Source organism: Ruegeria sp. BB5 (assembly GCF_056539405.1).
On sequence record NZ_JBQFUX010000007.1, the window covers coordinates 131,188 to 157,360 of the forward strand.

Below are 26,173 nucleotides of genomic sequence, written 5' to 3' on the forward strand. Positions count from 1 at the left end.
CCCCAAGAGGCAAAGGCTGACTGGCCGAAACTCTTTGTTGTATTTTTTGAAAAACATCGTCGATTATCTGGGGTATTCATCATTTCAAGAAGAAGGAAATTGATGTGACGCGTTATCCACGAGATATGACCGGCTATGGTGGGCAAGTGCCCACAGCCAATTGGCCCAATGATGCCAAAATCGCGGTTCAGATTGTGCTGAACTACGAAGAGGGCGGTGAAAATAACATCTTACATGGTGATGCCGCGTCCGAGGCTTTTTTGTCCGAGGTCACCGGTGCCGCCCCTTGGCCGGGCCAAAGACACTGGAACATGGAGACGATCTATGAATACGGCAGCCGTGCCGGATTCTGGCGCGTTCACCAGCTTCTGCAAGACCTCCCCATAACTGTTTATGGCGTGGCCACTGCGTTGGCCCGCGCACCGGCACAAGTTGCGGCGATGCAGCACGCAGGGTGGGAAATCGCCAGCCATGGCTTGAAGTGGATCGAACACAAAGACATGAGCCCAGACGAAGAACGCGCGCAAATCCGCGAAGCGATCCGTCTGCATACCGAGGTCACGGGCCGGCCGCCGCGCGGTTGGTACACGGGCCGTTGCTCGATGAATACAGTCGATCTGGCTGCCGAGGAAGGCGACTTTGCCTATATCGCAGACAGCTATGCCGACGATTTGCCCTATTGGACAAAGGCCAGTGGCAAAGATCAGTTGATCATGCCCTATACGCTGGATTGCAACGACATGCGCTTTGCGATTCAGGCGGGGTTCACCACTGGCGACCAGTTCGAAAGCTATCTGAAAGACAGTTTCGACATGCTGTATGCCGAAGGCGAAGCCGGTGAGCCCAAGATGCTCTCAATTGGTCTGCATTGTCGGTTGATTGGTCGGCCGGGCCGCGCCATGGCGCTGAAACGCGCGTTGGAGCATTTCATGAAACATGACGGTGTCTGGTTCGCGACGCGCGAACAGATTGCCGATCACTGGGCAAAGGAACACCCCCCGATGCAACGCCTCACCCCGTCCGAAATGGACCAGCCCACCTTTGTTGCCGAATTCGGCGGCATATTCGAACACAGCCCGTGGATTGCCGAAGGTGCGTATGATCTGGAGCTTGGGCCGACCCATGACAATGCTGCCGGAGTTCACAACGCGCTGGCGCGGGTGTTCCGTACGGCCTCTGCCGAAAAACGTCTGGGTGTTCTGACTGCCCACCCGGATCTGGCGGGCAAGCTTGCCGCGGCAGGTCGTCTGACCAAGGAAAGCACGGCTGAACAGGCCGGGGCCGGTCTGGATATGCTGACGGACGAAGAACGCGCGAATTTCACAGCGCTGAACGAGGCATACACAACCAAGTTCGGCTTTCCCTTCATCATTGCGGTCAAGGACAACACGAAAGCCAGCATTCTAGACGCCTTCCACCGCCGTATCGATAGCGACCGCGACACCGAATTTGCCGAAGCCTGCCGCCAGGTAGAACGGATCGCGGAACTGCGCCTGATCGAGAAGTTCGCGGGATGACGACTGTCCTGAATCTTCTGCCCCTGACGTCCGAGGCCTTTGCGCCATTCGGCGATGTCATCGAAGTGGCTGGTGACGTGGACAAATACATCAATCAGGGCAAGTGCGCGCGGTATCATGACCGCGCCGCGCTGGATTTCCATGACGGGCGCGCCGGGATCAGCGTGTTTCAGTCCGAGTCGTTCAGCCTGCCGATCAAACTGGACATGGTCGAACGTCACCCGGATGGAAGTCAGGCCTTCCTGCCCTTGTCGGACAAACCCTTTGTTGTGGTCGTGGCGCCCGACGAAGATGGAGTCCCCGGACAGCCTATCGCATTCAAAACAGCACCGGGGCAGGGCGTGAATTACCACCGCAACACGTGGCATGGGGTTTTGACCCCTCTTCAAGCGCCCGGGCTTTTTGCAGTGGTCGACCGAATTGGAACCGGGCCCAACCTTGAGGAGCATTGGTTCGAGGAGCCCTTCACAATCACAGAATGAGAAACCTAGCCGGAAGAGGAGCCGGTTGACGTCTCTCAAGGGAGGAAAGACAAAATGTCAGATGCAACCATCGGAACGCCGGAGCAGCTCCGCGATCCGAATTACTCACCACCACTTATCAAAGCGGTCCCACTGGGCATTCAGCACGTGCTGGCGATGTTCGTCTCGAACGTTACGCCAGCCATTATCGTTTGCGGCGCGGCCGGATTTGGGTTCGGCTCGAACAGTCCTGATTTTCCGCAGATGATCTATATGATCCAGATGTCGATGTTCTTTGCGGGCGTCGCCACGTTGTTCCAGTCCATTGGTGTGGGTCCTGTCGGAGCCCGTTTGCCCATCGTGCAGGGGACATCGTTCGCCTTTATCCCGATCATGATCCCGCTGGTGGTTGGAAAGGGCGTTGATGCCATTGCTGTCCTGATGGGCGGCGTTGTTGTTGGTGGGCTGTTCCATGCGTTCTTAGGGCTGTTCATCGGACGTCTTCGATTTGCGCTGCCGCCACTGGTGACAGGTCTAGTGGTGACCATGATTGGTTTGGCGCTTGTGAAGGTCGGCGTTCAATACGCCGCTGGCGGTGTGCCCGCCATCGGTACCGAAGAATACGGCTCGGGCCTTAACTGGTTCATGGCAAGCACCGTGATCGTGGTCACGCTTGGTCTGAAGTTCTTTGCGCGGGGTATGTTGTCTGTGTCGGCGGTGCTGATCGGCCTGTTGGTCGGGTACGCGGTGGCATTTGCACTTGGTCAGGTGAATCTGGGCAATGTTGGCAACGCGGCTTCCTTCGCACTGCCGAACCCGCTGCATTTCGGCATTGAATTTTCGGTCGCGGCGATCATTGGCTTCTGCGCGATGTCCTTTGTATCAGCGGTCGAAACGGTGGGCGACGTGTCTGGTATCACCAAGGGCGGCGCTGGACGAGAAGCGACCGACAAGGAAATTCAGGGCGCGACCTATGCCGATGGTGTCGGCACCGCAATCTCGGGCCTTTTTGGCGCGTTGCCAAATACGTCGTTCAGCCAGAACGTCGGTCTGATCGCCATGACCGGTGTCATGAGCCGCATGGTTGTCACCATCGGTGCGCTTTTCTTGATCATTTGTGGTCTGATCCCGAAAATTGGTGCGATTATCTCATCCATCCCGATCGAAGTGCTTGGCGGTGGCGTAATCGTTATGTTCGGCATGGTGGTCGCGGCGGGTGTCTCGATGTTGTCGGACGTGAACTGGAACCGTCGCAACATGGTGATCTTTGCGATTGCGCTGAGCCTTGGCCTTGGATTGCAGCTTGAGCCCGGTGCTTTGCAGTATCTGCCCGGCACATTAAAGGTTCTGGCCACCTCGGGTATCCTTCCCGCCGCCGTCATCGCGATTGTTTTGAACCTGGTTCTGCCCGAGGAACTTTCGGACGAGGCAACCGAAGAGGTTTCAGGTGGTATGGCGGGTCACGGTCAGGGGTCGATTGGACATGACGATCACGTCTAATGATGCCTGAAATGGCATTCCACGCGACACAGTAAAAAAGCGGCGTGCCGAGGTGCGCCGCTTTTGTTTGTTCCTAAATCCTACTGTCAGGATCAGATTTGAGGAACCAGAGGCCGAACGACCAAGCCGCCCCGAAATCGAGGCGGCCCATCGTATGTTCCTGGCTAAATAGTTGCTATTTAGCCGCCGTACTGAGGCGCTTTTGCTGAGGGTAGGCAACCGATCCCGGTCTCAGTGCCATGTGTCGATTTACATCCTTGTAAAGAAGATACCGGAACTTGCCCGGACCACCAGCGTAACAGGCCTGGGGGCAAAACGCGCGCAACCACATGTAATCGCCGGCCTCAACCTCGACCCAGTCATTGTTCAACCGGTAAACAGCTTTTCCTTCGAGGACATAGAGCCCGTGCTCCATTACATGCGTCTCGAGGAATGGGATGACTGCACCCGGCTCAAACGTGACAATCGTGACATGCATGTCGTGACGCAGGTCACTTGGGTCGACAAACCGTGTTGTGGCCCATTTGCCGTCTGTGCCGGGCATGGTTGTCGGCTCAATATCGTTTTCGTTAAGGATCAGAACATCGGGCTTATCCAGCCCTTCGACCGCCTCATAGGCTTTTCTGATCCAGTGGAACCGCAGCGTTTCTTTAGCGTGGTTGTGCAGCGTCCATTCACTTGCACAAGGCAAATAGGCATAGCCACCAGGGGTCAATTCGTAGGTTTCGCCTTCGACGTTCAACGTCGCTGTTCCTTCGACAACGAACAAAACGCCTTCGGCCTCGGGGTCGACCTCAGGCCGGTCAGAACCCCCGCCCGGCTGCACCTCCATTATGTATTGCGAGAATGTTTCGGCAAAGCCGCTCAGCGGGCGCGAGATTACCCACAAGCGCGTGTCGTCCCAAAACGGCAAAAAGCTGGTCACGATGTCCCGCATTGTGCCTTTGGGAATGACGGCATAAGCGTCCGTAAAAACAGCGCGGTCAGTCAACAGTTGGTCCTGCGCGGGATGGCCCCCGTGCGGCGCGAAATACTTGGTGTTCATGTATGCTCCTGAAGAATAACCGTTTGCTCTAAAATATGCGCCAGTGACATCCATCGACCACCCGCAAAGAGGCGACAGCTCTATTCGAAAAGATTTGAAAGTGCCCGTTGATGCACTGCCCGGACCAAGCAGTATTGCTGAGCGACCCTGAAGGGTTGGCTATTCTGGCGGCCATGACAATTGATCTTCCGGTTGGGGTAGGTCCAACCCGCAACCGTTTCATGGTTATCATCACGGTTGTTATCTTTCTGAACAAAATGGACAAAGTTATGCCAGAAGCCTTCATGCAAAAAATTCAGACGTCACAGCCATTCGATTTGCAAAAAAGCGAAACTAACCTACGATAATGTCGTATTAAGGAATTTGTCGCGCGAAGCTCTTGATGGGCGGCGTGCTGGCATGTTTGAATTTTCGGGCAATCCCGGAGTAGCAAGTTGTTTACCTAAGAAGACAGGTAATTCGGCTTTCCGGCATTTGTTCGAAAGGTGCGTCTCGGTCAGACCGGGGACAACAATAAGCACTAAAGACGACCAACATGGAGATATCAGATGAAAAAATTTGCAACGCTACTGGGAGGCGCATCAATGGCGATCGCCGGGCCTGCTATGGCCGCGGACATCGTGATCGGTGTGCCGAACTGGCCATCGGTGAATGCGACAGCGCATATCCTGAAGGTAGCGATTGAACAGAACCTCGGGCTTGAGGTCGAACTGCAGAACGGTACCAACCCAATCGTTTTCGAGGCGATGGATTCCGGTGCGATGCATGTTCACCCCGAGGTTTGGATGCCGAACCAGCAGAATCTGCACGACACTTATGTGACCGACAAAGGCACCGTTGCGTTTAACCCCAATGGTGTTGAAGCGTTCCAGGGCATGTGTGTCGACAAGGCGACAGCGGATGCCAACGACATCCGTTCGATCGACGATCTGACCAACCCCGACATTGCCGCGCTGTTTGACAGTAATGGTGACGGCCAGGGTGAAGTATGGATCGGTGCGCCGGGTTGGGCCTCGACCAATGTCGAGAAAATCCGGGCCAAGTCATACGGCTACGATCAGGTTATGGAGCTGACCGAGATTGACGAGACCGTCGCCTATGCGAACCTCGACAATGCGATCAAGGCAGGCGACCCATGGGTCGGGTTCTGCTACACGCCGCACTACGTGTTTGCCCTGCACGATATGCAGATTCTGGAAGAGCCGGCCTATGACGCGTCCAAGTGGAATGTGCTTCAGCCAACCGACGATCCGGATTGGCTTGAAAAGTCCGAGGCCGGTGTAGCCTGGGATCTGGCCTATTTGCACCTGCACTATGCAAAGGCGCTTGAGGATGAATATCCCGAGGTTGCCCAATTGCTGGCCAACATGAAGCTGGATACCGATTCGGTTTCCGCCATGACCTATGCGCTGGTGATCGAAGGCAAAGAGCCTGCTGCCTATGCGGAAGAGTGGGTGGCAGCCAACGAAGATGCCGTTTTGGACTGGATGTCACAGTGAGTGACGCCAATCAGGGCTGAAACTCGGACAGGCCGCCGGAGTTGCCCGGCGGCCTGTTCTGCATCGAAGGGACAAAAATGACAGAAACAGTCGTGAAACTGACGGATGTCTGGAAGATCTTTGGCGCACGGGCCGAAGAAGCCATGACCGCAGTGCGGAACGAGGGCATAGGAAAGCCCGAAGTTCTGGAAAGATTCAATTGTGTCGTGGGTGTGCAGGGTGCCACCTTCGAAGTGCCTCGGGGAGAGATTTTCTGCATCATGGGCCTATCGGGCTCGGGCAAGTCGACGCTAGTGCGGCACGTGAACCGCCTGATCGAGCCGACCGCAGGCAAGATCGAAATTCTGGGGCACGACGTGTCCAAGATTTCCGAAAATGAACTGCGGCGCATTCGGGCACAGCAGATCGGGATGGTGTTCCAACATATGGCGCTGATGCCGCACCGTTCGGTGCGCGACAACGTGGCCTATCCGCTGGAAATTCGAAAGGTTTCCAAATCGAAACGCTGGGCGGTTTCCGATCACGCGCTGGGTCTGGTGGACCTGACTGGATATGAGGATCGCCTGCCCAAAGAACTGTCGGGCGGTATGCAGCAGCGGGTGGGGATCGCCCGCGCGTTGGCTTCGGACCCGGAAATTCTGCTGATGGACGAACCGTTTTCGGCCCTTGACCCGCTGATCCGCTTGCAATTGCAGGATCAGTTCAAGGCGTTGGTGGCGCAGTTGCAGAAGACGACATTGTTTATCACTCACGATCTGGATGAGGCCATTCGCATCGGTCACCGGATTGCAATCATGAAAGACGGCGTGATCGTTCAGATCGGCACGCCGGAAGACATCGTCATGAACCCGGCGGACGACTATGTGCGCGAGTTTGTGCAGGGCATCTCCAAGCTCAAACTGGTCAAGGCGCATTCGATCATGGAACCCATGGAAAGCTATTCCGGCCCGACCGAGGGCGCGCCACGTGCAGACGAAGGGGCGGATCTGGATCAGTTGATCGACCTGGCCGTCAATACGGATATGCCAGTGATCATCACTGACGCGGGTGCCGATGTGGGCGTTGTGACCAAACCACGCCTGCTGCGCGGAATTCAGGGGGGCAAAAATGACTGATGCAACCACAGAGGTCAAAGTAACGGCGGCCTCAGATATCGAGGTCGACCGCGAGGCGCTGGACCAGTCCATTCACGATTTCGTCGGGCCGAGCGGTGATTACTATGTCAACGCGTTCCACAAAATCCATGATGCGACCAGCCCGGTTCCGAACACGTTCAACCTGTGGGCAGCGGTGCTTGGGCCTTTCTGGTCGGCGTCGCGTGCAATCTGGGGCATGTTCTGGACCTTCCTGATCCTGGAAATCATCGCGTGGGTTCAGATCGGACGTGGGGCCTGGGGCAATCCCGGGGCCGACCTGGCCGAGCGGGCCGAGCGCCAGCAGGCCCGCGCGAACGAGTTGCTGGAACGGGCTGGGGAAGCCACGGAAAAGGCCGACATAGACCGATTCACCAAACTGGCTGAAAACATCCAAAAGGCCGCCGATTCCAGCTTTGAAAAGGCTGCTGCTGCACAGTCCGAGGCTGTGGGTATTATGGTCACTGGCCTGCTGATGCTGCTGGTGTTCAAACTGGTGCAGGGATTTTACGCAGATCGGGTCTATGAAAAGCAGTATTCCAAATGGCGGACGGATCCGGCCAGTACGGAAAGCGGCCGTTCCACGCGCAACACAGTGATGGGTGCCATTCTGGTGGCCGCGATTGCGCCATTGATCGTCTATAAGTTCACGGTGAACGCTTCGTTGCCCTTGTTGGATGCCTTCCCCGAGGAACAGGTGTCCGAGATCATTTTGGGCCCGGGCGAGGGAACGCTGTTTTCTAACCTGGCCAGTTGGATGGAGGCGAGGATTGACGCCGCTGCCGCTGCTGGGGGAGACGTCTTTGACGGGATTGTCGCCGGTGTCCGTTCGGTTCTGGATGCGTTGACGGTGGCGTTGATCGGGTCGCCGTGGCCGGTTGTGATGCTGGTCATCTGCGTGACCGCATGGCGTGCGGCGGGTCCGCGCGTGGCGATCTTCACCGCGTCTTCGCTGGCCTATATCGCCTTGCTGGGCTACTGGGATGTGGCGATGGAGACAGTGGCCCTGGTTGGGGCTGCGGTGCTGCTGTGTGTTGTGTTCGGCATCCCGCTGGGCATCTGGTTTGGCAAGTCCAAACGCGCCTATCGAGCAGCGGAACCTGTGCTGGACTTGATGCAGACGCTTCCGGCCTTCGTCTATCTGATCCCGATCATTGCCTTCTTTGGCACGGGTAACCCGCCGGGCATTCTGGCCACGATAATCTTTGGCATGCCACCGGTGATCCGTCTGACTGCGCTGGGTATGCGCGGGGTTCCGGAAAGCATCAAGGAAGCGGCCGTCGCCTTTGGCGCGTCTAAATGGCAGTTGCTGAAAGATGTGGAAATCCCGCTGGCCTTGCCGTCCATCATGACCGGGGTGAACCAGACCATCCTGATGTGTCTGTCGATGGTGGTGATCATCTCGCTGATCGGCGGTGGTGGTTTGGGCAAGGAAATTCTTGAGGCGCTGCAATACGCCGCCAAGGGTCCGGGCCTGCTGGGCGGCTTTGCAATCCTGTTCCTGGCCATGGTCATGGACCGGATCGTGCAAGGGGCCTTCCGGCGAGAAGACGAGAAACTCTGAACATTCTCGCCCCCGGTTTCCGCCGGGGGCGTTTTTCTTTTACCGGGGACAACAATGACAGACCGTTATGAACAATCCATGATGGAAAACCTTTACTGGTGGGGGGTGCCCACCCTGTTCCGCTGCCCGAATGTCGGGCCTGAAGGGCAGGATATCGCGCTGGCTGGCGTGCCCCATTCCACCGGCAATGGCACGACCGAGCGGGATCAGCATCTCGGTCCGCGCGCCTTGCGCCATGTCTCGGCCGTGCAGCGCCGTGTTCATTCGCTGTTTGGGATCGATCCCTGGAACACTGCGCGGATTGCCGATGTGGGCGACGTGCCGTTCCCCAGGGCCAATGACAACGAGGACTGCATCGAGCGCATCACGCAGTTTTACAAAGATATCGATGCAGCTGGTGCGCGGCCTGTTTCGGTCGGTGGCGATCACTCCATTACGGGCGGGATCGTGCAAGCGCTGGGCCGGGGCAAGCTAGCGGGCGGTGAGCCGATTAGCTTTCTGCATCTGGACGCCCACACGGATGTGTTCACCAAGGTCGATCACTTTCTGGGTGCCAAGAAATCGGCGGCGCATTGGGGGGCTTATCTGGCCGATCAGGGGCAGGTCGACCCGACACGATCCATGCAGATCGGTCTTCGTGGCCATCCGCGCAGTCTGGATTGGCTGCAACCCTCATACGACTATGGGTATAACATCGTCACCATGCGCGAATTCCGCCAGCGCGGGCTTGCAGATGTGGTGGCACAGACCAAAGAGGTTCTGGGTGATCGCCCGGTCTATATCACCTTTGATCTGGATTGCCTCGACCCGACAGTTGCGCCTGCGGTGTCCAATCTGGAACCCGGCGAAAAGGGGTTCGACATTGACGAAGCCGTCGGCATTCTGCACGCCGCGCGAGGGTTGAACATTGTGGGCGGAGACGTCGTCTGCATGATGCCCACCAAGGACAGCCCCAACAACATCACCGCCCTGACAGCAGCAGCGGTGATGTTCGAGATGATCTCGATGATCGCTGAGAACGTCAGTGGGGCCTAAGGTCGCCGCGCATCCACTGCCTGCGCTAGCACGCAGAGCAGTTCGAACATCAGCGAAATACCAAGCCAGGCTGTGCCGCCCTCGGGATCGAAGGGCGGCGCGACCTCGACCAGATCGGCTCCGACCAGATTGACGCCAGCCATCTTGCGAATAACCTGCTGCGCCTGAAAACTGTTCGGTCCGCCGATTTCGGGCGTGCCGGTGCCGGGCGCGTAGGTCGGGTCGACGAAGTCGATGTCATAAGTGCAATAGGTCGGTGCCGTTCCGACAATACTACGCACTTCGGTCATGACGTCGTCGATGCCGCGATCGAACAGTTCCTCGATGCGGATGATGCGGATGCCCTGCGCCTCGCCCCATTCGATGTCTTCCGTGTTATAGGCGGTACCGCGAATGCCGACCTGAACAAAGCGCTTCGGATCAACCAGCCCTTCTTCGACAGCGCGGCGGAAGGGTGTGCCGTGGGTGAACTTGTGACCACCGAAATAGGTGTCGAACAGGTCGGTATGGCTGTCGAACTGGATCAGGCCAAGCGGGCCGGATATGGCCAGCGCGCGCAGGACGGGCAGGGTGGTCAGGTGATCCCCTCCAGCGGTCAGAGGGGTGATGCCGCGATCCTGCAAATCCGAGTAGAACGCGGTCACCCGCTCCAGCGTATCCCCGATATCCACCGGGTTCGGCGCGACGTCGCCGAGATCGGCGCAATTGACCATTGAGAATGGCGCGACCCCGGTCACCGGGTTCATCGCGCGGATCATTGTCGAGAAATCCCGCAGCTGACGCGGACCATGCCGCGCGCCTGGGCGGTTGGTGGTGCCGCCATCCCAAGGAATGCCAACAAGACCCAGTTCAACCTCGGCAATGCGGTCGTGATCCAGTGTCATGCTGGGCAGCCGCATGAAGGTGGGAATGCCGGCGAACCGGGCAAGCTCCATCGCCGAGACCGGCTGGAAAAACGAATTGGTCATGAGGTCCCCATTCTCTGTCGGTTGTGGGTGAGCCTAGCGGCAGAATTGTCGATTGAAAATGGTCTGGCGCGATCAGATCAGAATGCGAAAGCGTTTGCGGATTTCGGCATCCTGAGCGTCGGTCAGATACTTCGGATGATGCGTGGCCAACACCTCTTTGGCCTTTTCGCGTGCCGCCGACCAAGCGTCTGGTGCGCCTTCTTCCTGCCACGTGCGCGGCTCGTTCCTATCGGCCAGGTCCGGGTAGAAGTAATCCCGCTCCATCGCCGCGTACGTATGCGAACTGCCCAGAAAATGACCGTCTCCCAGAACCGAATGGCAGATCGCGTCGAAGCCCAGGTTTTCCTCAGTCACTTCGATCCCACGCAACGCCCGGTAGGTGTGCGAGTGCATTTCGTTATCCAACACAAAAGCCTCGAAACTGACACCCAATAGCGAGGCAGTCATGCCCGAGCTTTCATAGATCAGGTTGCCCCCGGCCAGTGCGGCAGCCAGCGATGTCATCCCCTTTTCCGCGCCGTATTGCGCGTCGATGGCCTTTGCGTCGGCCATCGACGCCGCGACACCCGAGGGCAGACCCAGCCAGTTTGTGATCTGCGCCGAAGCGGCGTTCAGGATGGCGGTTTCACCGCTGCCCCCGGCAAACGAGCCGGTGCGCAGGTCCACGATGAAGGGCCAGTTGGAGAACACCATGGGAAAGCCGGGTTGGATCGCGTTGACCATTACTAGGCTGGCCAATGTCTCAGCTAATGATTGCGCCAGAAACCCCGCGAGGGTTGCTGGCGCCGTTGCACCCGCTTGTGCTGCGGTGATGCAGGACATGGGGATGTTGTTGGCGATACATTCGTAGACCACGTCCACAGCATCTTCGCCGTAACGCAGCGGAGATATTACCGGGCTGATATGGGCCTTCAGAAAGGGGCGTTTTGCGAACTCACCCGGCCCGCCGGCCACGATATCCAGCATCTCGACAATCGGGGCGACATTCTCGGCCAGCGTGAATGAAGTTGCCACTGGTTTGGTCGTGTTGCGCACCAGTGCATAGACTGTGTTGATGTCCAGATCGCGCACATCCGGCAGGTCGGTTGCCACACAACAGCGAGTGAACCAGCTGACATTGGCCAACGTGTCCTGCAACCGCGCGAAATCATGCAGATCAGCCAATGTCGACGGGCGGTACAGACTGGTATCCATGTCCAGGGTCTGTACGGCGGCCCCTCCGGTGCCAAAGAACACGCGGTCGCCGCCAACCTGAATGGATCGGGTTTCGTCCCGACCGTGGAAGGTGAATGTCTTGGCAGCGCCCTGGATTACGCGCTCTACCATTTCACGTGGAAACACCAACCGACCCTGTTCACCCGGCTGCGCGCCAGCCGCCCGCAGATCTGTGGCCAGCCGATCCGGCACCTCGCCCATGCCCAATGTTTCCAGCAGGCGCAGGGCGGTGTCGTAGATTTGTGTGATCTCGGGCTGCGTCAATGGCTTGAACGCGCCGCCTTTTTGACCGGGCGGACAGGGATCGATCAGAGGCTTGGCCGCGCGCTGCGCATGCCGGGCCCGCCGACCGCTTCGTTTGGCACCTTCCGAGGACATCCCTTTCCTTTCCCGCGCGTCTTTCGGAAACCCTAATCGGCAAATCCAGTTTGCAGCAAAGGGGAATTGCGAATTTCAAAATCCTCAATCGCAGTTTCGATTTTTCAATACAGTCGATGCCTCTGTTGTCGGCTCAGCCCTTTTTTCCGCAAAACTTGTCGTGGACAAGAGGGAGCAGAGCCATGAAGTCGCGCACCAAGGTCGTTGTCATCGGCGGCGGGATCGCCGGATGTTCAACGCTGTACCACCTGACGCAAGAAGGTTGGGCGGACGTGGTTTTGGTCGAGCGGAACGAGCTGACCTCGGGCACGACATGGCATTCGGCGGCACAGGTGACGAATTTCGGCATGAACCAGACAATGGTTGGTCTGAAATCTCATTCGATCCGGTTGTACAAGGAACTGGCCGAGGACCCGGATTATCCGATCAACTATCATCATGGCGATGGTGGTATCCGTCTGGCCAACACGCAGGCGCAGATGCATGGCTATCGCCATTTCGCATCGATGGCACGCGGGATGGATGTGGAATTCGAAGTGATCGACGCCGAGGAATGCGCCCGCCGCCACCCTTTGATCTCGACCGAGAACCTGATTGGCGGGCTGTGGGATCCCATGGATGGAGACATCGACCCGGCCCAGCTGTGTCAGGCGCTGGCGCGCCGGGCGCGCAAAGCCGGGGCTGAGGTCTATCGCAACACCCCCGTTACGGCCTTGACACAACACAGCGACGACACTTGGACCGTGCATACCGAACATGGCGACATCGACTGCGATGTTGTGGTGAATGCCTGCGGCTACAGGGTTAACGAGGTTGGCGCGATGATGGGGGTTCACCATCCGGTCGCGTCGATGGAGCATCAGTATTTCCTGACCGAAGAAATCCCCGCCATCCGGGACGCAGGACACCGTATGCCTCTGCTGCGCTGCCCGATCAGCGACTATTACTGCCGACAGGAAAAAAACGGACTGCTGCTGGGGTTTTATGAGCAGGGTTGCAAGACCTGGGGGATGGACGGGATCGACCCAAACTTTGTCAACGCCTTGTGCCCGGATGATCTGGACCGGGTGACTGACGTGCTCGAAGGCGCGTTTGCCCGAATGCCCGCACTGATGGAGGTCGGGGTCCACACGATTGTCAACGGGCCGATCACTTATACCATTGACGGCGCGCCTTTAGTTGGGCCGATCCCCGGCAAACGCAATGCGTTCTGTATCATCGGGTTGCGTGCGGGGTTGGGCGAAGGCGGTGGCCATGGCTGGTTGCTGGCCCAGCAGATCGTGCATGGAGAGGCCTGTTATGACACTTGGTGTCTGGACCCGCGCCGGTTCACGGGTCATGCGAATGTGGAACTCACGGCGCTGAAAGCAATTGAAGACTATCAGAACGAATTCCGGTTTCACTTCCCCCATGAACACCGCCCTGCCGGACGACCGGCCAAGACGACGCCGTTAACGCCGGTGTTGGCGGCAGAAGGGGCGGAATTCACCGTGGTCAACGGGTGGGAAAGGGTGGAGTACATCAAGCCTTCCCCCAGCTTTTCTCCGACGCTTAGTTTCGATTTTGACGAAACCTTTGATCTGGTCGCGGCTGAGGTGGCAAATGTGCAAACCGGCGTCGGGTTGGCCGAGGTGAATGGTTTCAACCGGATCGAAATCACGGGTGCGGATCGGCATGCCTTTCTGGACCGGATGTTCTGCGGCGCCGTCACCCGGCGCGAGGGCCGGGTGGGGCTGGGGTATTTGTTGAACCATCACGGCATGGTCAAGGCCGAGGCGACCGTTACCAACCTGCCCGCCAGCGATCGGGGCCCCGCCCGTCTGTGGTATGGCTCGGCCGCCGCCAGTGAATTTCACGATATGGATTGGCTGGCACAGCATGTTAGGGCTAGCGAGGACGTTCAGCTGCGCAGCCTGACTAGTGATCAGACCATTCTGGTGCTTGCTGGCCCGAAAGCCCGCGATGTACTGTCTGCCTGCGCACGTGGCGATTGGTCCGCTTCGGCGTTTCCGTGGCTCAGCGTGCGGGAATGTTTTGTCGGAATCGCCCCGGCGATGGTTATGGGTATCAGTTTCTCGGGTGAGCTGGCCTATGAAATCCACGTGCCCAACGCCTCGCTTTATGCAGCCTATCTGGCATTGCGTCAGGCCGGGGACGCGTACGGGTTGAAACTGTTCGGCGCGCGGGCAGTGGAATCCATGCGCATGGAGAAGAGCTTTCTACATTGGAAGGCCGATCTGATCACCGAATTTGATCCGTTTGAGACGGGGCTGGATCGCTTTGTGAAGCTGAACAAGGGTGAATTTATCGGGCGCGACGCATTACTAAAACGGCAGGCAGAGGGCGCGCGCAAAAAACTGGTTGCTCTGCAGGTCCACGCAACACAACAGCCTGCGCATCCCGGCGCGTCATTGATGCAAGGTGAGCGTGTTGTGGGCACAATTACCTCGGGCGATTGGGGGCACCGCACCGGGCTCAATCTGGCACATGGGTTTGTCGATCCCGAACTGGCCGATTTCGGGGCTGAAATGGAGCTGGATTCCTGCGGTCATCGCGTGCGCGCTACGGTCATACCGCCGTCACCTTACGATCCGGGATTCGAGCGGATGCGAGAGTAATTCCAGCCCGTCAGTCGACTTCACCATTGCCGCCAGCGCAAAACTTTGCTTGGGTTCGTTTCGAAGAAATCGAAACAATGGGTGTTTGCGGTGTCGAAATCTCTGAGCCTTCGTTGGCTGGAAGTCTTCCGGCTGGTGGCCAAATCAGGGTCGATCCAACAGGTCGCATCCGAGACGGGGCTGTCGATCAGCACCGTCTCGAACCACCTGCGTAGCCTTGAGGGCGCGCTGGGCGTCGATCTGGTCGATCACGGGCGTCGCCCAATGGGTCTGACTCCTGCGGGTGAGGTTTTTGCGCGATATGTTCGCGATGGGCTGACTGTGCTGAAACGGGGCGAGGCTGAAATCCGATCCGGCAACTGGCAGCATGCAACAGACCTGCGGCTGGCCCTGATCGACGATTTCGACAATCAGATCGCGCCTGATTTATTCCGCTTTCTGGCTCAGGCCCTGCCGCGATGCAGTTTCCGCCATTATACGCGCCCTAGTCACGAGATCATCGCCAACCTGCAAGAGCATAAACTGGACGCTGGCGTCGCGACGCGGCCTTCGGAACGGACGGAAGGGCTGATCGAATACCCGCTGATGCGCGATCCGTTTATTGTGATCCTGCCCATTGGATATCAGGGTACACCCGAAGATCTGCTTACGCCTGATGCAGAGTTGCCTCTGCTGCGCTATTCACGCGACCTTATGATCGGCAAACAGATCGAGATTCAGCTGACCCGCAGCAAATACAACCTGCCCAACCGGTTCGAATTGGAATGCAATCACTCGATCATCGGGCTGGTTGCCGAGGGTAGCGGCTGGGCAATTACGACCGCCGCCTGTTTCCATCGCGCTCAGAGGTTCCACGACAGTCTTAGGGCGATCCCGTTTCCGGGGCGGAACTTTGTGCGCACCGTGTCGCTGTTCACAACCGAGGTGTATCCCGAAACAACCTCGAAACTTATCCAAAAGGTAATGGCTACGCTGATACGGCAGCATTTCACCGACCCCATGAGTGCGAGCCATGCCTGGCTAAAAGACGATTTCCGCACCATGGAGGCCGAAGCCGCCTAGCTGTCAGCAGGCGGCCCGAGGGATTGGCCCACTACGATATGTGTGTCCAGCCGCTTACCGCTGCCACCTGCCTTGTTTTCAAGCATTCCGATCAGCTCTGATGCTGCCCTGCGGCCCATTTCCCGGTGCGGGACGTGTACGGTTGTCAGGCGGGGCGTGACAATCCGGGCCAGCTCGATATCGTCAAATCCGGTGATGGAGACGTCCCCGGGCACACTCAATCCCATTTCCTGCGCCCGATGCAGGGCGCCCACGGCCAAAACATCGTTGCCGCACAGGATCGCGGTGGGCGGCATATCCTGCGCCATCAAGCCCGAGAAAGCCGCGGCCCCGTTTTCAATCTCATAAGGGGTTTCGATGATAGTCAGGTCTGACAATGTCAGATCATTCTGTCTGACCGCATCCTGTACACCTTCGATCCGCAGGCGAGCGCGATCATTGCCTGCGCTGATGCCTGAAATCACGCCGATCCTTCTGTGGCCCAAACCGATCACACGGTTTGCCAGTTCGGCCATTGCCGCACGGTTGTCAAAGCCGATACAGGGAAGCTGCCCATCGGGCAGGTATGACCAAGCGACCAAAGTTGGAATTTTCCATCGCTCAAGGTTTTCGTAAATCTGCGGTTTGCGATCATGTCCGATCAACAGCAAGCCGTCCGCGCCACGCGCGACCAGCGTTCGGATCTGCTCTTCCTCGATCTCCGGTTTGTAGGCCGAACTTGAGACCAGCAGCGTATATCCGTGCTGGTGCAATTCTTCCTGAAACGCCTGCAGGCCACGGGCGAAGATGGCGTTCTCCATCGTCGGAATAATCGCACCAATCGTCGAGGACCGCTTGGCTGCCATCACGCGCGCAGCAAAGTTTGGCACGTAACCCAGCGCGTCTACAGCTGACTGAACGCGCTGGCGCGTCGCCTTGACCACCTGATCTGGGTTATTGAGGCAACGTGATACGGTTGCGGTCGAAACGCCAGCCAGTTTGGCCACATCATCCAATGTTGGCGCCGATCCAAGTTTCGACATTTTCAAATCCGCCATTCACTTTTGCCAATAAGTCTAAACTTAACCGGGTCGCAAGGAAAGCTGTTATGTAAGCGCTTGCATTTTTCATGTAAGCGCTTACAAATGAGGCCGGACCGATTCCAAAGGGAGTCCTGAGAAATGTTTCTGACCGCATCCATCATCGTGTTCGTCATCTATTTTGCGAACGTTGCCATGGGGGCATTTGCGGGCAGCGCGTTTCTTGGGGACGTAGGAGAGATGTTGGTCCTGTTCGCGGCGTCGATCCTGTTCGTTGTCGCAATTCTGAAAAGGGAAGCTGACCGCGACGCAGAAAGCGACGGCTGACTTTTTTGCTTGGGAGGGCAATTGATGAACAACGACAGAAAAGAACTGGCCTCGGCAGAGCGCCGCAATTTCCTAAAGCTTAGCGCAGGTGGTGCCTTCACCGCCGCACTGGTCGCTGGTGCGGGTGGCGTCCTGTGGTCGTCCGAGGCCGCAGCGCAGACCGCCAAAGAGGAGAAAGATCGCGAGAACGCGGCAGAGCATGTGATGACAATCGCCACGGCCTACGTGCTGGGCGCATCACGCAGCTATCCGATCATGCAGCTGGACCTGAAGGAAAACATCCAGAATGCGACCAATGGCAAGGTTTATGTGAAACTGGCGCCGGGTGGTCAGCTGGGTGCGGGCGGATCACTGGTGCAGAAAGTGCAAGGCGGCACCATTCAGGCCGCGCAGCATTCGCTGTCGAACTTCGCGCCTTTTGCGTCCACGGTTGACCTGATCAACATGCCCTATCTGTGCGGCTCGAACCAACGCTTCACCAATCTGGTGCATTCCGACACCTGGAAAAATGAGGTTCACCCAAAGGTCGAGGCCGCAGGTTTCAAGGCGCTGTTCTATGTGGTGATCGACCCGCGCGTCGTTGCGGTGCGTCAGGGCGGCAATCCAATCGTCACGCCGGGCGATATGAGCGGTGTCAAGTTCCGCGTGCCGGGCTCGAAGATGTTGCAGCAATATTACCGGATGGTTGGCGCGAATCCGACGCCGGTGGCTTGGGGTGAAACGCCGTCGGCGATCAAACAGGGCGTGGCCGATGCGCTCGATCCGTCGGTTGGGGCGCTTTACGTATTTGGGTTCAAGGACATCCTCAGCAACGTGACCTTTACGCAGGCAGTGCCGGACAGTCAGGTTTATTCCTGTAACCTGGAATGGTTCAACTCGATGCCTGCGGATGTGCAGGAAGGCATCATGTGGGGGGCGGAAATGACCAGCCACCAGAACCTGTCCAAAGTACCCTCGGCCCGCGCCTTTGCCATGGCTGAACTGAACAAGGCCGGTGTGCAATTCCAGTCGCTGACAGATGATCAGTTGGCCGAGTGGAAAGATGTCGGTGGCTATCAGCGGTCGGAATGGGATCCGTTCAAGACCGAGTTGGCCGGATCAATGGACAATTTTGAAAAGCTGGTCGAAGCGGCCGGAACGCAGGGCAAATACTACGTCCACGACGCGTAATACCAAGCCGACGGGCGCAGCCAACGTGCCCGCTATCATCCTTAGCAGTCAGGCCGAAACCGGCCCGTAACAGAAGGCCAACGCCTGACTGCTCTTTTGTCGAGGGATACGATGACCGTTCTTCAAAACATAGACCGCAACGCCGAACGCTGGCTGCTGCTGGTGTTCTACGTGATGCTGGTGATTACGATGGCCATCGAGGTTCTGCGGCGAGAGATTTTCGCGTTTTCCTCGATCTGGGGTGAGGAAATCGTTCGCTATTCCTTCATTTACCTTGCGTGGATCGGGGCTGCGGCTGCGGTCCGGGAACGCGCCCATATCCGCATCGACGTAATCATGCATTACTTGCCGCAACGACCCAAAGCGCTGTTGTATATATTCGGCGACCTGGTGATGTTCGTCGTGGCGATCATTGCACTTTACTGGTCGTTCGAGGCGGTCCACGTTTCGGCCAAGTTCGGCTCGGTGACGGACGGGCTGCGAGTGTCCAAGGTGTGGTTCCTGATGGCGGTGCCCACCGGATTCGCGCTGATGATCTGGCGTCTGATCCAATCCTTCCTGCGTGATTTGAAATCCCTTCGTGACGGCACGCCCGTTTTCGAAGGCGACAAGCTGTTTGACTGAGGAGAAACAGGATGCTCTGGAATTCCCTCAATCAAACCGTTGAGCTGGGCTGGGATTTTTATCTGCCTGTAATCATGTTCGTGGGCCTGATCGCGCTTGCGGTTCCGGTATGGGCCGCGATTGGTACGGCTGCGATTGTCATGCTGATTATGTCGGGCGACCTGCCGCTCAGCCTTGTTGGCGAAAGCCTGTTCACCGGCATCGACGCTTTTGCGCTGACCGCCGTGCCGCTGTTTATCCTGACCGGCGACGTGCTGGTGCGCACTGGGCTATCGCGCAAGTTTCTGGATGTAGCCGAGGCGCTGACCTGTTTCGCCAAGGGCGGTTTCGGATCCGCCACCGTTTTGGTCTGCGGCATGTTCGCGGCCATTTCCGGCTCGGACGCGGCGGGGGCTGCCGCAGTGGGCCGCATGACCATCAACCGGCTGGTCGAAAGTGGTTATCCGCGCCCCTATGCCTGCGCGCTGGTGGCCGCCGGTGCCTGTACTGGGATCCTGATCCCGCCGTCCATCGCCTATATCATCATCGGCCTTGTTCTGGGTATTTCTGCCTCGACCCTGTTCTTGGCGGCGTTGATCCCCGGTTTGGCCATTCTGGTGTCGATTCTGGTCACCAACATCATCATGAATCGCCTCTATGCCTATGAGGGCGGCGGCATGATGACTATGGGCGAATGGCTGGCCAATCTAGGCAAAGCGCTGAAATCCGGCTGGTACGCCTTTATCGTGCCAGGCATTATCTTTTATGGTATCTTCTCGGGGCGTCTGACTCCGACGGAGGCCGGCGCCACCGCCGTTGTTGTCACTATCATCATGGGCTTTATCCTGCGTACGCTGACGCTGGCCGATTTCCCCTCAATGCTGGTCAGTTCCGCCAAGGTGAACGGCGTTATCCTGCCCATCATCGCCTTCTCCGCTCCCTTAGCCGAGGCGCTGGCGATCATGGGTGTGCCGCAGGGGTTCGTGGCCTCGATCACATCGTTGACCGATGACCCCTATCTGCTGATCCTGCTGATGATCGGCATCCTGATTGCCGCTGGATGTGTCATGGAAACGACACCGAATATCGTCATCCTTGCCCCCATCCTCAAGCCGTTGGCGGACAATATCGGCATGAACGAAATTCAGTTCTGTATCATGATGATCACCGCGTTGGGTGTGGGTTTCATTACCCCGCCTCTGGGCCTGAACCTGTTTGTCGTATCTGGCATTACAGGCGAGTCCATTCTGAAGATTGCCGCCCGTGCTGTGCCTTTCGTATTAACGATGCTTATCGTGGTTTTGCTGATCGCGTATGTCCCGGCGGTGTCGACCACTTTGCTACCTGAAATCTACCAATAGGACTTGCTGACTATGCCTCGTGACTATCTGAAAAAGGCGACGCTGACCCCTGAATCTCATGCGTCCGAAGTGCATGAAACGGTCAAGACCATCCTTGCCGATATCGAGGCAGGTGGCGACGCCAAGGCCATGGAATATGCCGCCAAGTTCGACAAATTCGACGGCAATGTCCTAATGACTCAAGACGAGATTGACGCCGCCATCGCGCTGGTGCCGGAAAAACTGAAGGCTGACATCCGATTTGCCCATGATAACGTGCGCCGCTTTGCGGAAACGCAAAAGGCAACCGTGTCCGATGTTCAGATGGAGATCGTGCCGGGTTTCGTCGCTGGCCAAAAGGCGATCCCGGTGGATGCGGCGGGATGCTATGTGCCTGGTGGCCGGTACAGCCATATCGCCAGCGCGATCATGACGGTCACGACGGCCAAGGTTGCCGGGTGCCGCCATATCACGGCCTGTTCCCCTCCGCGTCCCGGCGCAGGGGTTGCCCCGGCGATTGTTTATGCGGCGCATATCTGCGGGGCCGACAGCATTCTGGCCATGGGCGGCGTGCAGGGTGTGGCCGCGATGACCTATGGCCTGTTCGGATTGCCGCGCGCCAATATCCTGGTTGGTCCTGGCAATCAGTTTGTCGCCGAAGCCAAACGTATCTTGTACGGCAAGGTCGGCATCGACATGATCGCAGGGCCTACTGACAGCCTGATCCTTGCCGACAGTTCATCCGATGCGCATGTGGTTGCGACCGATTTGGTCTCTCAGGCTGAACACGGCTACAACTCGCCGGTTTGGTTGGTCACTGATGATCGTGCCTTGGCCGAAAAAGTGATGGAACTGGTGCCAACGCTTATCGAAGACCTGCCGGAACTGAATCGCGAAAACGCCTCGGCCGCGTGGCGTGACTATGCCGAGGTGATCGTTTGTTCGGATCGTGAAGAAATGGCGGCCTGTTCGGACGAATACGCGCCCGAGCATCTGACCGTTCAGGCTGAAGATCTGGATTGGTGGCTGAATCGGCTGACCTGCTATGGCTCGTTGTTTCTGGGTGAGGAAACGACGGTTTCTTACGGCGATAAAGCGACCGGAACCAACCATGTGCTACCGACATCCGGCGCGGCCAGCTATACCGGCGGGCTGAGTGTTCACAAGTACATGAAAATCGTCACCTGGCAGAGGGCCACGCGCGAAGGTTCAAAGCCCATTGCTGTGGCAACTGCCCGGATTTCCCGCCTGGAAGGGATGGAGGGGCACGCCCGGGCGGCAGATGTTCGTCTGGCCAAGTATTTTCCTGATGAACAGTTTGACCTGACCTCAGATGGATGACCCCCGATCTCTCTTTGATCTGACGGGGCAGGTGGCCTGCGTGACCGGGGCCAGTTCGGGGCTTGGTCGCCGGGTGGCGGTTGTTCTGGCTGCTGCCGGTGCTCAGGTGGTTGGCGTGGCCCGCCGGGCCGAGGCACTGTCAGATTTGAAACGCGAAATCGGTGAGCGTGCCGAAACCGTGGTTGCCGATGTGGCCGATCGATCGGTAACAGGGGCGTTGGTGGAACAGATAGGCTCGAAATTCGGATCGCCGGACATTGTTATTCACGCGGCCGGGGTAAACACGCGCGAAGCAGCGGATGATGTCACCGCCGAAGGTTGGGATGCCACGCTCGCGCTGAACCTCAGCGCGCCGTTTTTCCTGAGCCAGGCGATGGTGCCTGCCATGAAGAAACGCGGTTGGGGACGGATTGTGAATTTCGCCTCGCTGCAAACCACACGGGCTTTTCCGGGGGGCATTGGTTATGGTGCAACCAAGGCCGGGATCGGGCAACTGACCCGCGCCATGGCCGAGGCCTGGTCGCCGCACGGGATCACCGCCAACGCCATCGGGCCGGGATTCTTCCCGACCGAACTGACCCAAGCCGTGTTCGATGATCCCGAACGTGCCGCTCGCAACGCGGCTCAGACTTGTACCCAGCGCAACGGGCGGGTTGAGGATATCGACGGGCCGATCCTGTTTTTGTGCTCGAAGGCCTCGGATTACGTCACCGGGCAGGTGCTGATGGTTGACGGAGGGTTTACGGCGAAATGAAAGCTCTGGTCTATGAAGGTGTAGAACAAGTGGCCTTTCGGGATGTCCCGGATGCTGCGCCGCGGGAAGCCGAACATCTTATCCGGATCGAGGCCGCCGGCATCTGCGGATCGGACATGCACGCCTATCTGGGCCACGATGCACGCCGCCCGGCACCCTTGATCCTTGGGCACGAGGCCGCAGGCACGATTGTAGGCGGCCCACGCGATGGCGCGCGCGTCACCATCAACCCGCTGGTGAGTTGTAGCAAGTGCAGCGCGTGCAAGTCGGGGCGCGAGAACCTGTGCGCCAACCGTCAGATCATTTCAATGCCACCGCGTGAAGGGGCCTTTGCCCAATATGTCGCCATGCCCGCCAGCAATCTGGTCGAAGTACCGGCACATGTGAGCTTTGCAATGGCTGCGCTGGCCGAGCCTCTGGCGGTCAGTTGGCACGCGGTCCGGCTGGGCCTTGAGGCGCTGCATCCCACGATGGATCGCAAAGCGTTGGTGATTGGCGGCGGCGCCATCGGTGTGGCCGCAGCGCTGGCATTGTCTGCGATGGATGTTGATGATGTGGTTATCGTTGAACCCAGCGACGGACGGCGCGCATATTTGCAGAGCACTGGTGCGTTCAACGTGGTCAAAGAGACGATGCAAGACTTCCCCCTTGTGATCGACGCGGTCGGTTTTGCTGCCACTAGGTCCATGGCCTCAACGATAGTTCAGCCGGGCGGGGTAATTGCCCATGTCGGGCTGGGCGAAGACGCCGGAGGGCTGGATATACGCCGCATGACCTTGCAGGAAATCACTTTTATCGGCACCTATACATATACGGCCGAGGATTTCCGGCAAACCGCGCAGGCCATTTTTGATGGCCGATTGGGTGGTTTGGATTGGGTTGAAGAACGGGCTCTTTCTGAAGGCGCCGAGGCGTTTCGTGACTTGCGCAATGGGGTCGTTGCGGCACCGAAAATCATCCTCATGCCGTGGGCATAGGCCCGGAAGAAACGGAGGGATTCATGTATAAGAAAATTCTGGTTCCAATGGCGTTGGATCACGATATTTCGCAACACACGCTAGAGGTCGCCCGCGCGCTGACCGCCGAGGGTGGCGAGATCGTCGCGCTGCACGTCTATGAGATGCCACAGGGTTCGGTCAGTGCCTATCTGGACAAAGAGATGGTCGCGGAAGGCTTTCGGGCCGCTGCCAGAGTATTGAAAGAAAAGACTGAGGATCTTGAGGGCATCCAGCCCGAGATCGTCAAGGGCCACACCGCCCGGAGCATCATTGACTATGCCAACAGCAATAATTTTGACTGCATCGTCATCGGTTCGCACAAGCCGGGCCTCAGCGACTATTTTCTGGGATCGACCGCGTCGCGCGTCGTCCGTCATGCCGGATGTGCGGTGCATGTGCATCGTGGCATCTGAACCATCAATCGCGCCCCGGGCGCCCCAAACAGGACTGACAGACCGGAAATGAACATAGACAAGAAGATCACTGACGATCTGGTGGCGAACGATATTTCGTTTGTAACCACCGTCCCGTGTAAGCAGCTTGCTGGCGTGATCGAGGAGATCGACGCGCGGGACGAGATTTTCCACATCCCGTCAAACAAGGAAGACGAAGGGATGGGCCTGTGCGCAGGCGCGTGGATGGGCGGTAAGCGTCCGGCCATCATCATGCAGAACACGGCGATTGGAGTGACCATCAACACGCTGGCAACGCTGATCCAGTATTATCGCATGCCGCTGCCCATGCTGATCTCGTATCGTGGAGAGCTGCGCGAGCCCGTGGCCTGCCAGGTCGAGATGGCTGTGCACACCAAAGCCTTGCTGGCGCAGATGAACATCCCGACCTACCACTTTCACCATCAGGCGGATGTCGAGGAACTGGATGCGATCCTGAAATACACCTTCATGTGCAACAAGCCGGTCGCAATCCTGACCGATGCCAATTTCTGGGGAGGCTACGGCGACCAATGATCCGTTCTGAGATTCTGAAAGAAATCGCCCCGATCCTGCGTGATCAACTGGTTGTCTGCAACATCGGTATCCCCAGCCAGGAACTGCACGCCATCGATGATCAGCCGACCAATTTCTATATGCTGGGCACGATGGGGCTGGCCTCATCCATCGGTCTTGGGCTGTCGCTGTCGCAGCCGAAGCCGGTGATCGTTATTGACGGGGATGGTTCGATACTGACCAATCTTGGCACGCTGCCGACCATCGCCAACAACGTGGCCGATAACTATATCCTGCTGATCGTCGACAATGGCTCTTATGGCTCAACCGGGGATCAACCGACCTATGCGGGGCAGAAAACTTCTCTGGCGAAAATGGCCGAGGCTGCCGGGTGCGAACGTGTGATCGAATGCCAGGCCGAAGATACAGGCCGTGTGCTGCAAGAGGCGCTGGATGCCAAACAGATGACCATCATTGTCAGCAAATGCGAAAGCGGGAATGCCAAGATGCCTGTCATCACAATGGATCCGGTAGTCATCCGTGACCGCTTTATGAAGGCCGTTCAGGCTTGATCCCAAGCAACGCGATCCACAGCGCAGAAGACGCCCGCCGCATTTCGCGGCGGCGTCTGCCGTGGATGGTATTCGACTACATTGACGGCGCGGCGGGGCTTGGAACCGGCGCGGCTCGCAACCGTGCCGCCCTGGACGCTATGACAATACGCCCGCGGGTGTTGCGGGACGTCAGCGAACGGTCTCTGGCGACCGAAGTCTTCGGCCAGCCCACACAACGCCCCTTCGGCATCGCGCCAATGGGCATGTGTAACCTGTCCGCACCCGGGGCTGATCTGATGCTGGCCCGCCTGGCTGCGCAGTATTCGGTACCGTTGGGCGTGTCCACGGTCGCTTCGACGTCGATGGAGGAGATTGTTGTCGAAGCCGAAGGCAACGCCTGGTTCCAGCTTTATTTCAGCGGCGACGGCTCGGGCACTTTCAAGCTGGTCGATCGCGCCCGAGCTGCAGGTTACGAGACGCTGGTGCTGACCGTGGATGTTCCCGAGGTCGGGCGGCGCCCGCGCGAGCTGCGCCATGGGTTCAAGATGCCCTTTCGGATCGGCCCACGCCAATTCGTGGACTTTGCCCTGCATCCGAAGTGGTCCCTTTCAACCCTGATGGCAGGTAAACCTCAGATGGCGAACTTTCTGACTGAGGGTTACGAGTTCGACCGCACCGAAAGCCGCGCAAAGGCAACATGGGAGACGCTGGCCCGTCTGCGCGATCAATGGGAGGGCAAGCTGGTCGTCAAAGGGGTGCTAGACCCCGAGGATGCGCTGGCCGTGAAAGCAGCGGGCGCTGATGCCCTTCAGGTCTCAAGCCATGGCGCGCGGCAGCTGGACAGCGCCCCGGCGGCGATTGAAGCGCTGCGAGAGATCCGCACCGCCGTGGGCGACGAATACCCGTTGTTCTATGACAGCGGGTTGCAGTCCGGTGAGGACGCCATAAAGGCCCTATCCGCGGGTGCGGATTATGTGTTCTTTGGCCGCATCCTGCAATTTGCCATGGCCGCCGCAGGCGAGGCGGGCCTGCAGCAGCTTTGGGATGTGTTGAGCGAAGAATTCAGCATCACCATGGCCCAAATCGGAGTGACATCCGTTGGTGAACTGAAGGATTGACCGCTCG

The 26,173-nt window shown here is 58.2% G+C and carries 25 protein-coding genes; 21 read left to right on the forward strand and 4 right to left on the reverse strand.

Annotated features, from left to right (window positions below; genetic code table 11):
- The first annotated feature begins 104 nt into the window (after positions 1-104).
- From puuE to ACR0DL_RS15900, 3 genes are read left to right on the forward strand one after another with little or no spacing between them, the layout of a single operon-like run.
- Positions 105-1,517, forward strand: a complete 1,413-nt coding sequence (gene puuE, locus ACR0DL_RS15890; protein ID WP_480690122.1) for an allantoinase PuuE — start codon at positions 105-107, stop codon at positions 1,515-1,517.
- The gene (locus ACR0DL_RS15895) at positions 1,514-1,999 is read left to right on the forward strand and encodes an ureidoglycolate lyase (RefSeq protein WP_480690124.1); all 486 of its coding nucleotides are present in this window, start codon (positions 1,514-1,516) and stop codon (positions 1,997-1,999) included. Before puuE ends, ACR0DL_RS15895 begins: the two co-directional genes overlap by 4 nt.
- A gap of 54 nt (positions 2,000-2,053) precedes the next feature.
- On the forward strand, positions 2,054-3,478 hold the full coding sequence (locus tag ACR0DL_RS15900; protein ID WP_170350894.1) for a uracil-xanthine permease family protein: 1,425 nt from the start codon (positions 2,054-2,056) through the stop codon (positions 3,476-3,478).
- 175 nt (positions 3,479-3,653) lie between these two features.
- Here ACR0DL_RS15900 and ACR0DL_RS15905 read toward each other — a convergent pair whose 3' ends face one another.
- Complete coding sequence (locus ACR0DL_RS15905; protein WP_425082069.1) at positions 3,654-4,523, reverse strand: bifunctional allantoicase/(S)-ureidoglycine aminohydrolase; 870 nt, start codon at positions 4,521-4,523, stop codon at positions 3,654-3,656.
- A gap of 110 nt (positions 4,524-4,633) precedes the next feature.
- Between ACR0DL_RS15905 and ACR0DL_RS15910 the strand changes: the two genes are divergently transcribed.
- From ACR0DL_RS15910 to ACR0DL_RS15930, 5 genes are all read left to right on the forward strand, one after another.
- Positions 4,634-4,870, forward strand: a complete 237-nt coding sequence (locus ACR0DL_RS15910) for a hypothetical protein (protein ID WP_480690126.1) — start codon at positions 4,634-4,636, stop codon at positions 4,868-4,870.
- Positions 4,871-5,071: 201 nt separating this feature from the next.
- Positions 5,072-6,022 (forward strand): ABC transporter substrate-binding protein, encoded by a 951-nt coding sequence (locus tag ACR0DL_RS15915; RefSeq protein WP_170350897.1) that lies wholly within the window; start codon positions 5,072-5,074, stop codon positions 6,020-6,022.
- A 77-nt stretch (positions 6,023-6,099) separates the two neighbouring features.
- Positions 6,100-7,137: a quaternary amine ABC transporter ATP-binding protein gene (locus tag ACR0DL_RS15920; protein ID WP_170350898.1), complete on the forward strand. Its 1,038-nt coding sequence runs from the start codon at positions 6,100-6,102 to the stop codon at positions 7,135-7,137.
- A complete protein-coding gene (locus ACR0DL_RS15925) occupies positions 7,130-8,719 on the forward strand; it encodes an ABC transporter permease (RefSeq protein WP_170362101.1) in 1,590 nt (529 codons plus the stop codon). The genes ACR0DL_RS15920 and ACR0DL_RS15925 overlap by 8 nt, the downstream gene beginning before the upstream one ends.
- A gap of 54 nt (positions 8,720-8,773) precedes the next feature.
- Complete coding sequence (locus tag ACR0DL_RS15930) at positions 8,774-9,754, forward strand: arginase family protein (RefSeq protein ID WP_170413465.1); 981 nt, start codon at positions 8,774-8,776, stop codon at positions 9,752-9,754.
- Here ACR0DL_RS15930 and ACR0DL_RS15935 read toward each other — a convergent pair.
- Together ACR0DL_RS15935 and ACR0DL_RS15940 are read right to left on the reverse strand one after the other, a co-directional pair.
- Complete coding sequence (locus ACR0DL_RS15935; protein ID WP_480663694.1) at positions 9,751-10,722, reverse strand: agmatinase; 972 nt, start codon at positions 10,720-10,722, stop codon at positions 9,751-9,753. The two genes, ACR0DL_RS15930 and ACR0DL_RS15935, sit on opposite strands and share 4 nt — an antisense overlap.
- 72 nt (positions 10,723-10,794) lie before the next feature.
- The gene (locus tag ACR0DL_RS15940; protein ID WP_480690128.1) at positions 10,795-12,315 is read right to left on the reverse strand and encodes a trimethylamine methyltransferase family protein; all 1,521 of its coding nucleotides are present in this window, start codon (positions 12,313-12,315) and stop codon (positions 10,795-10,797) included.
- Between the two features lie 182 nt (positions 12,316-12,497).
- Between ACR0DL_RS15940 and ACR0DL_RS15945 the strand changes: the two genes are divergently transcribed.
- Positions 12,498-14,933, forward strand: a complete 2,436-nt coding sequence (locus ACR0DL_RS15945; RefSeq protein WP_480690130.1) for a GcvT family protein — start codon at positions 12,498-12,500, stop codon at positions 14,931-14,933.
- A 90-nt stretch (positions 14,934-15,023) separates the two neighbouring features.
- Positions 15,024-15,995 carry a LysR family transcriptional regulator gene (locus ACR0DL_RS15950; protein ID WP_170350904.1) on the forward strand — a complete coding sequence of 324 codons (972 nt, stop codon included), beginning with the start codon at positions 15,024-15,026 and terminating at the stop codon, positions 15,993-15,995.
- On the opposite strand, the gene ACR0DL_RS15955 is transcribed toward ACR0DL_RS15950, so the two are convergent.
- Positions 15,992-17,017, reverse strand: a complete 1,026-nt coding sequence (locus ACR0DL_RS15955; protein ID WP_480690132.1) for a LacI family DNA-binding transcriptional regulator — start codon at positions 17,015-17,017, stop codon at positions 15,992-15,994. The two genes, ACR0DL_RS15950 and ACR0DL_RS15955, sit on opposite strands and share 4 nt — an antisense overlap.
- A 138-nt stretch (positions 17,018-17,155) precedes the next feature.
- Here ACR0DL_RS15955 and ACR0DL_RS15960 point away from each other — a divergent pair, with 138 nt between their 5' ends.
- The 11 genes from ACR0DL_RS15960 (at position 17,156) to ACR0DL_RS16010 (ending at position 26,166) form a co-directional block, all read left to right on the forward strand.
- Positions 17,156-17,341 carry a hypothetical protein gene (locus ACR0DL_RS15960; RefSeq protein ID WP_170350906.1) on the forward strand — a complete coding sequence of 62 codons (186 nt, stop codon included), beginning with the start codon at positions 17,156-17,158 and terminating at the stop codon, positions 17,339-17,341.
- A gap of 24 nt (positions 17,342-17,365) precedes the next feature.
- Complete coding sequence (locus ACR0DL_RS15965) at positions 17,366-18,511, forward strand: TRAP transporter substrate-binding protein (RefSeq protein WP_480648497.1); 1,146 nt, start codon at positions 17,366-17,368, stop codon at positions 18,509-18,511.
- Positions 18,512-18,622: 111 nt separating this feature from the next.
- On the forward strand, positions 18,623-19,135 hold the full coding sequence (locus ACR0DL_RS15970) for a TRAP transporter small permease (protein WP_170350908.1): 513 nt from the start codon (positions 18,623-18,625) through the stop codon (positions 19,133-19,135).
- 11 nt (positions 19,136-19,146) lie between these two features.
- Positions 19,147-20,475: a TRAP transporter large permease gene (locus ACR0DL_RS15975; protein ID WP_058282850.1), complete on the forward strand. Its 1,329-nt coding sequence runs from the start codon at positions 19,147-19,149 to the stop codon at positions 20,473-20,475.
- Positions 20,476-20,487: 12 nt separating this feature from the next.
- Entirely contained in the window at positions 20,488-21,795 is a 1,308-nt protein-coding gene (gene hisD, locus ACR0DL_RS15980; RefSeq protein WP_170350910.1) for a histidinol dehydrogenase, read from the forward strand.
- Positions 21,788-22,549 carry an SDR family NAD(P)-dependent oxidoreductase gene (locus ACR0DL_RS15985; protein ID WP_425082063.1) on the forward strand — a complete coding sequence of 254 codons (762 nt, stop codon included), beginning with the start codon at positions 21,788-21,790 and terminating at the stop codon, positions 22,547-22,549. Before hisD ends, ACR0DL_RS15985 begins: the two co-directional genes overlap by 8 nt.
- Complete coding sequence (locus ACR0DL_RS15990; protein WP_480690135.1) at positions 22,546-23,526, forward strand: alcohol dehydrogenase catalytic domain-containing protein; 981 nt, start codon at positions 22,546-22,548, stop codon at positions 23,524-23,526. The genes ACR0DL_RS15985 and ACR0DL_RS15990 overlap by 4 nt, the downstream gene beginning before the upstream one ends.
- Positions 23,527-23,549: 23 nt before the next feature.
- Complete coding sequence (locus ACR0DL_RS15995; RefSeq protein ID WP_170350913.1) at positions 23,550-23,960, forward strand: universal stress protein; 411 nt, start codon at positions 23,550-23,552, stop codon at positions 23,958-23,960.
- 48 nt (positions 23,961-24,008) lie between these two features.
- Positions 24,009-24,515, forward strand: coding sequence for a sulfopyruvate decarboxylase subunit alpha (gene comD / locus ACR0DL_RS16000; RefSeq protein WP_170362110.1), 507 nt, complete (start codon positions 24,009-24,011; stop codon positions 24,513-24,515).
- A complete protein-coding gene (comE, locus tag ACR0DL_RS16005; protein WP_170350915.1) occupies positions 24,512-25,066 on the forward strand; it encodes a sulfopyruvate decarboxylase subunit beta in 555 nt (184 codons plus the stop codon). Before comD ends, comE begins: the two co-directional genes overlap by 4 nt.
- Entirely contained in the window at positions 25,066-26,166 is a 1,101-nt protein-coding gene (locus tag ACR0DL_RS16010; protein WP_480690189.1) for an alpha-hydroxy acid oxidase, read from the forward strand. Before comE ends, ACR0DL_RS16010 begins: the two co-directional genes overlap by 1 nt.
- Positions 26,167-26,173: the final 7 nt, after the last annotated feature.

Excerpts from the sequence above, each read along its gene's own strand:
- comE (WP_170350915.1), top strand. The coding sequence starts at position 24,512 with ATGATCCGTTCTGAGATTCTGAAAGAAATCGCCCCGATCCTGCGTGAT.
- ACR0DL_RS15900 (WP_170350894.1), top strand. The coding sequence starts at position 2,054 with ATGTCAGATGCAACCATCGGAACGCCGGAGCAGCTCCGCGATCCGAAT.
- ACR0DL_RS15940 (WP_480690128.1), bottom strand. The coding sequence starts at position 12,315 with ATGTCCTCGGAAGGTGCCAAACGAAGCGGTCGGCGGGCCCGGCATGCG.
- ACR0DL_RS15970 (WP_170350908.1), top strand. The coding sequence starts at position 18,623 with ATGACCGTTCTTCAAAACATAGACCGCAACGCCGAACGCTGGCTGCTG.
- ACR0DL_RS15955 (WP_480690132.1), bottom strand. The coding sequence starts at position 17,017 with ATGTCGAAACTTGGATCGGCGCCAACATTGGATGATGTGGCCAAACTG.
- ACR0DL_RS15915 (WP_170350897.1), top strand. The coding sequence starts at position 5,072 with ATGAAAAAATTTGCAACGCTACTGGGAGGCGCATCAATGGCGATCGCC.
- ACR0DL_RS15945 (WP_480690130.1), top strand. The coding sequence starts at position 12,498 with ATGAAGTCGCGCACCAAGGTCGTTGTCATCGGCGGCGGGATCGCCGGA.
- ACR0DL_RS15990 (WP_480690135.1), top strand. The coding sequence starts at position 22,546 with ATGAAAGCTCTGGTCTATGAAGGTGTAGAACAAGTGGCCTTTCGGGAT.
- ACR0DL_RS15895 (WP_480690124.1), top strand. The coding sequence starts at position 1,514 with ATGACGACTGTCCTGAATCTTCTGCCCCTGACGTCCGAGGCCTTTGCG.
- ACR0DL_RS15960 (WP_170350906.1), top strand. The coding sequence starts at position 17,156 with ATGTTTCTGACCGCATCCATCATCGTGTTCGTCATCTATTTTGCGAAC.
- ACR0DL_RS15925 (WP_170362101.1), top strand. The coding sequence starts at position 7,130 with ATGACTGATGCAACCACAGAGGTCAAAGTAACGGCGGCCTCAGATATC.
- ACR0DL_RS15920 (WP_170350898.1), top strand. The coding sequence starts at position 6,100 with ATGACAGAAACAGTCGTGAAACTGACGGATGTCTGGAAGATCTTTGGC.
- ACR0DL_RS15965 (WP_480648497.1), top strand. The coding sequence starts at position 17,366 with ATGAACAACGACAGAAAAGAACTGGCCTCGGCAGAGCGCCGCAATTTC.
- hisD (WP_170350910.1), top strand. The coding sequence starts at position 20,488 with ATGCCTCGTGACTATCTGAAAAAGGCGACGCTGACCCCTGAATCTCAT.
- ACR0DL_RS15975 (WP_058282850.1), top strand. The coding sequence starts at position 19,147 with ATGCTCTGGAATTCCCTCAATCAAACCGTTGAGCTGGGCTGGGATTTT.
- ACR0DL_RS15930 (WP_170413465.1), top strand. The coding sequence starts at position 8,774 with ATGACAGACCGTTATGAACAATCCATGATGGAAAACCTTTACTGGTGG.
- ACR0DL_RS15935 (WP_480663694.1), bottom strand. The coding sequence starts at position 10,722 with ATGACCAATTCGTTTTTCCAGCCGGTCTCGGCGATGGAGCTTGCCCGG.
- ACR0DL_RS15995 (WP_170350913.1), top strand. The coding sequence starts at position 23,550 with ATGTATAAGAAAATTCTGGTTCCAATGGCGTTGGATCACGATATTTCG.
- comD (WP_170362110.1), top strand. The coding sequence starts at position 24,009 with ATGAACATAGACAAGAAGATCACTGACGATCTGGTGGCGAACGATATT.
- ACR0DL_RS15905 (WP_425082069.1), bottom strand. The coding sequence starts at position 4,523 with ATGAACACCAAGTATTTCGCGCCGCACGGGGGCCATCCCGCGCAGGAC.
- ACR0DL_RS15910 (WP_480690126.1), top strand. The coding sequence starts at position 4,634 with ATGCACTGCCCGGACCAAGCAGTATTGCTGAGCGACCCTGAAGGGTTG.
- ACR0DL_RS15985 (WP_425082063.1), top strand. The coding sequence starts at position 21,788 with ATGGATGACCCCCGATCTCTCTTTGATCTGACGGGGCAGGTGGCCTGC.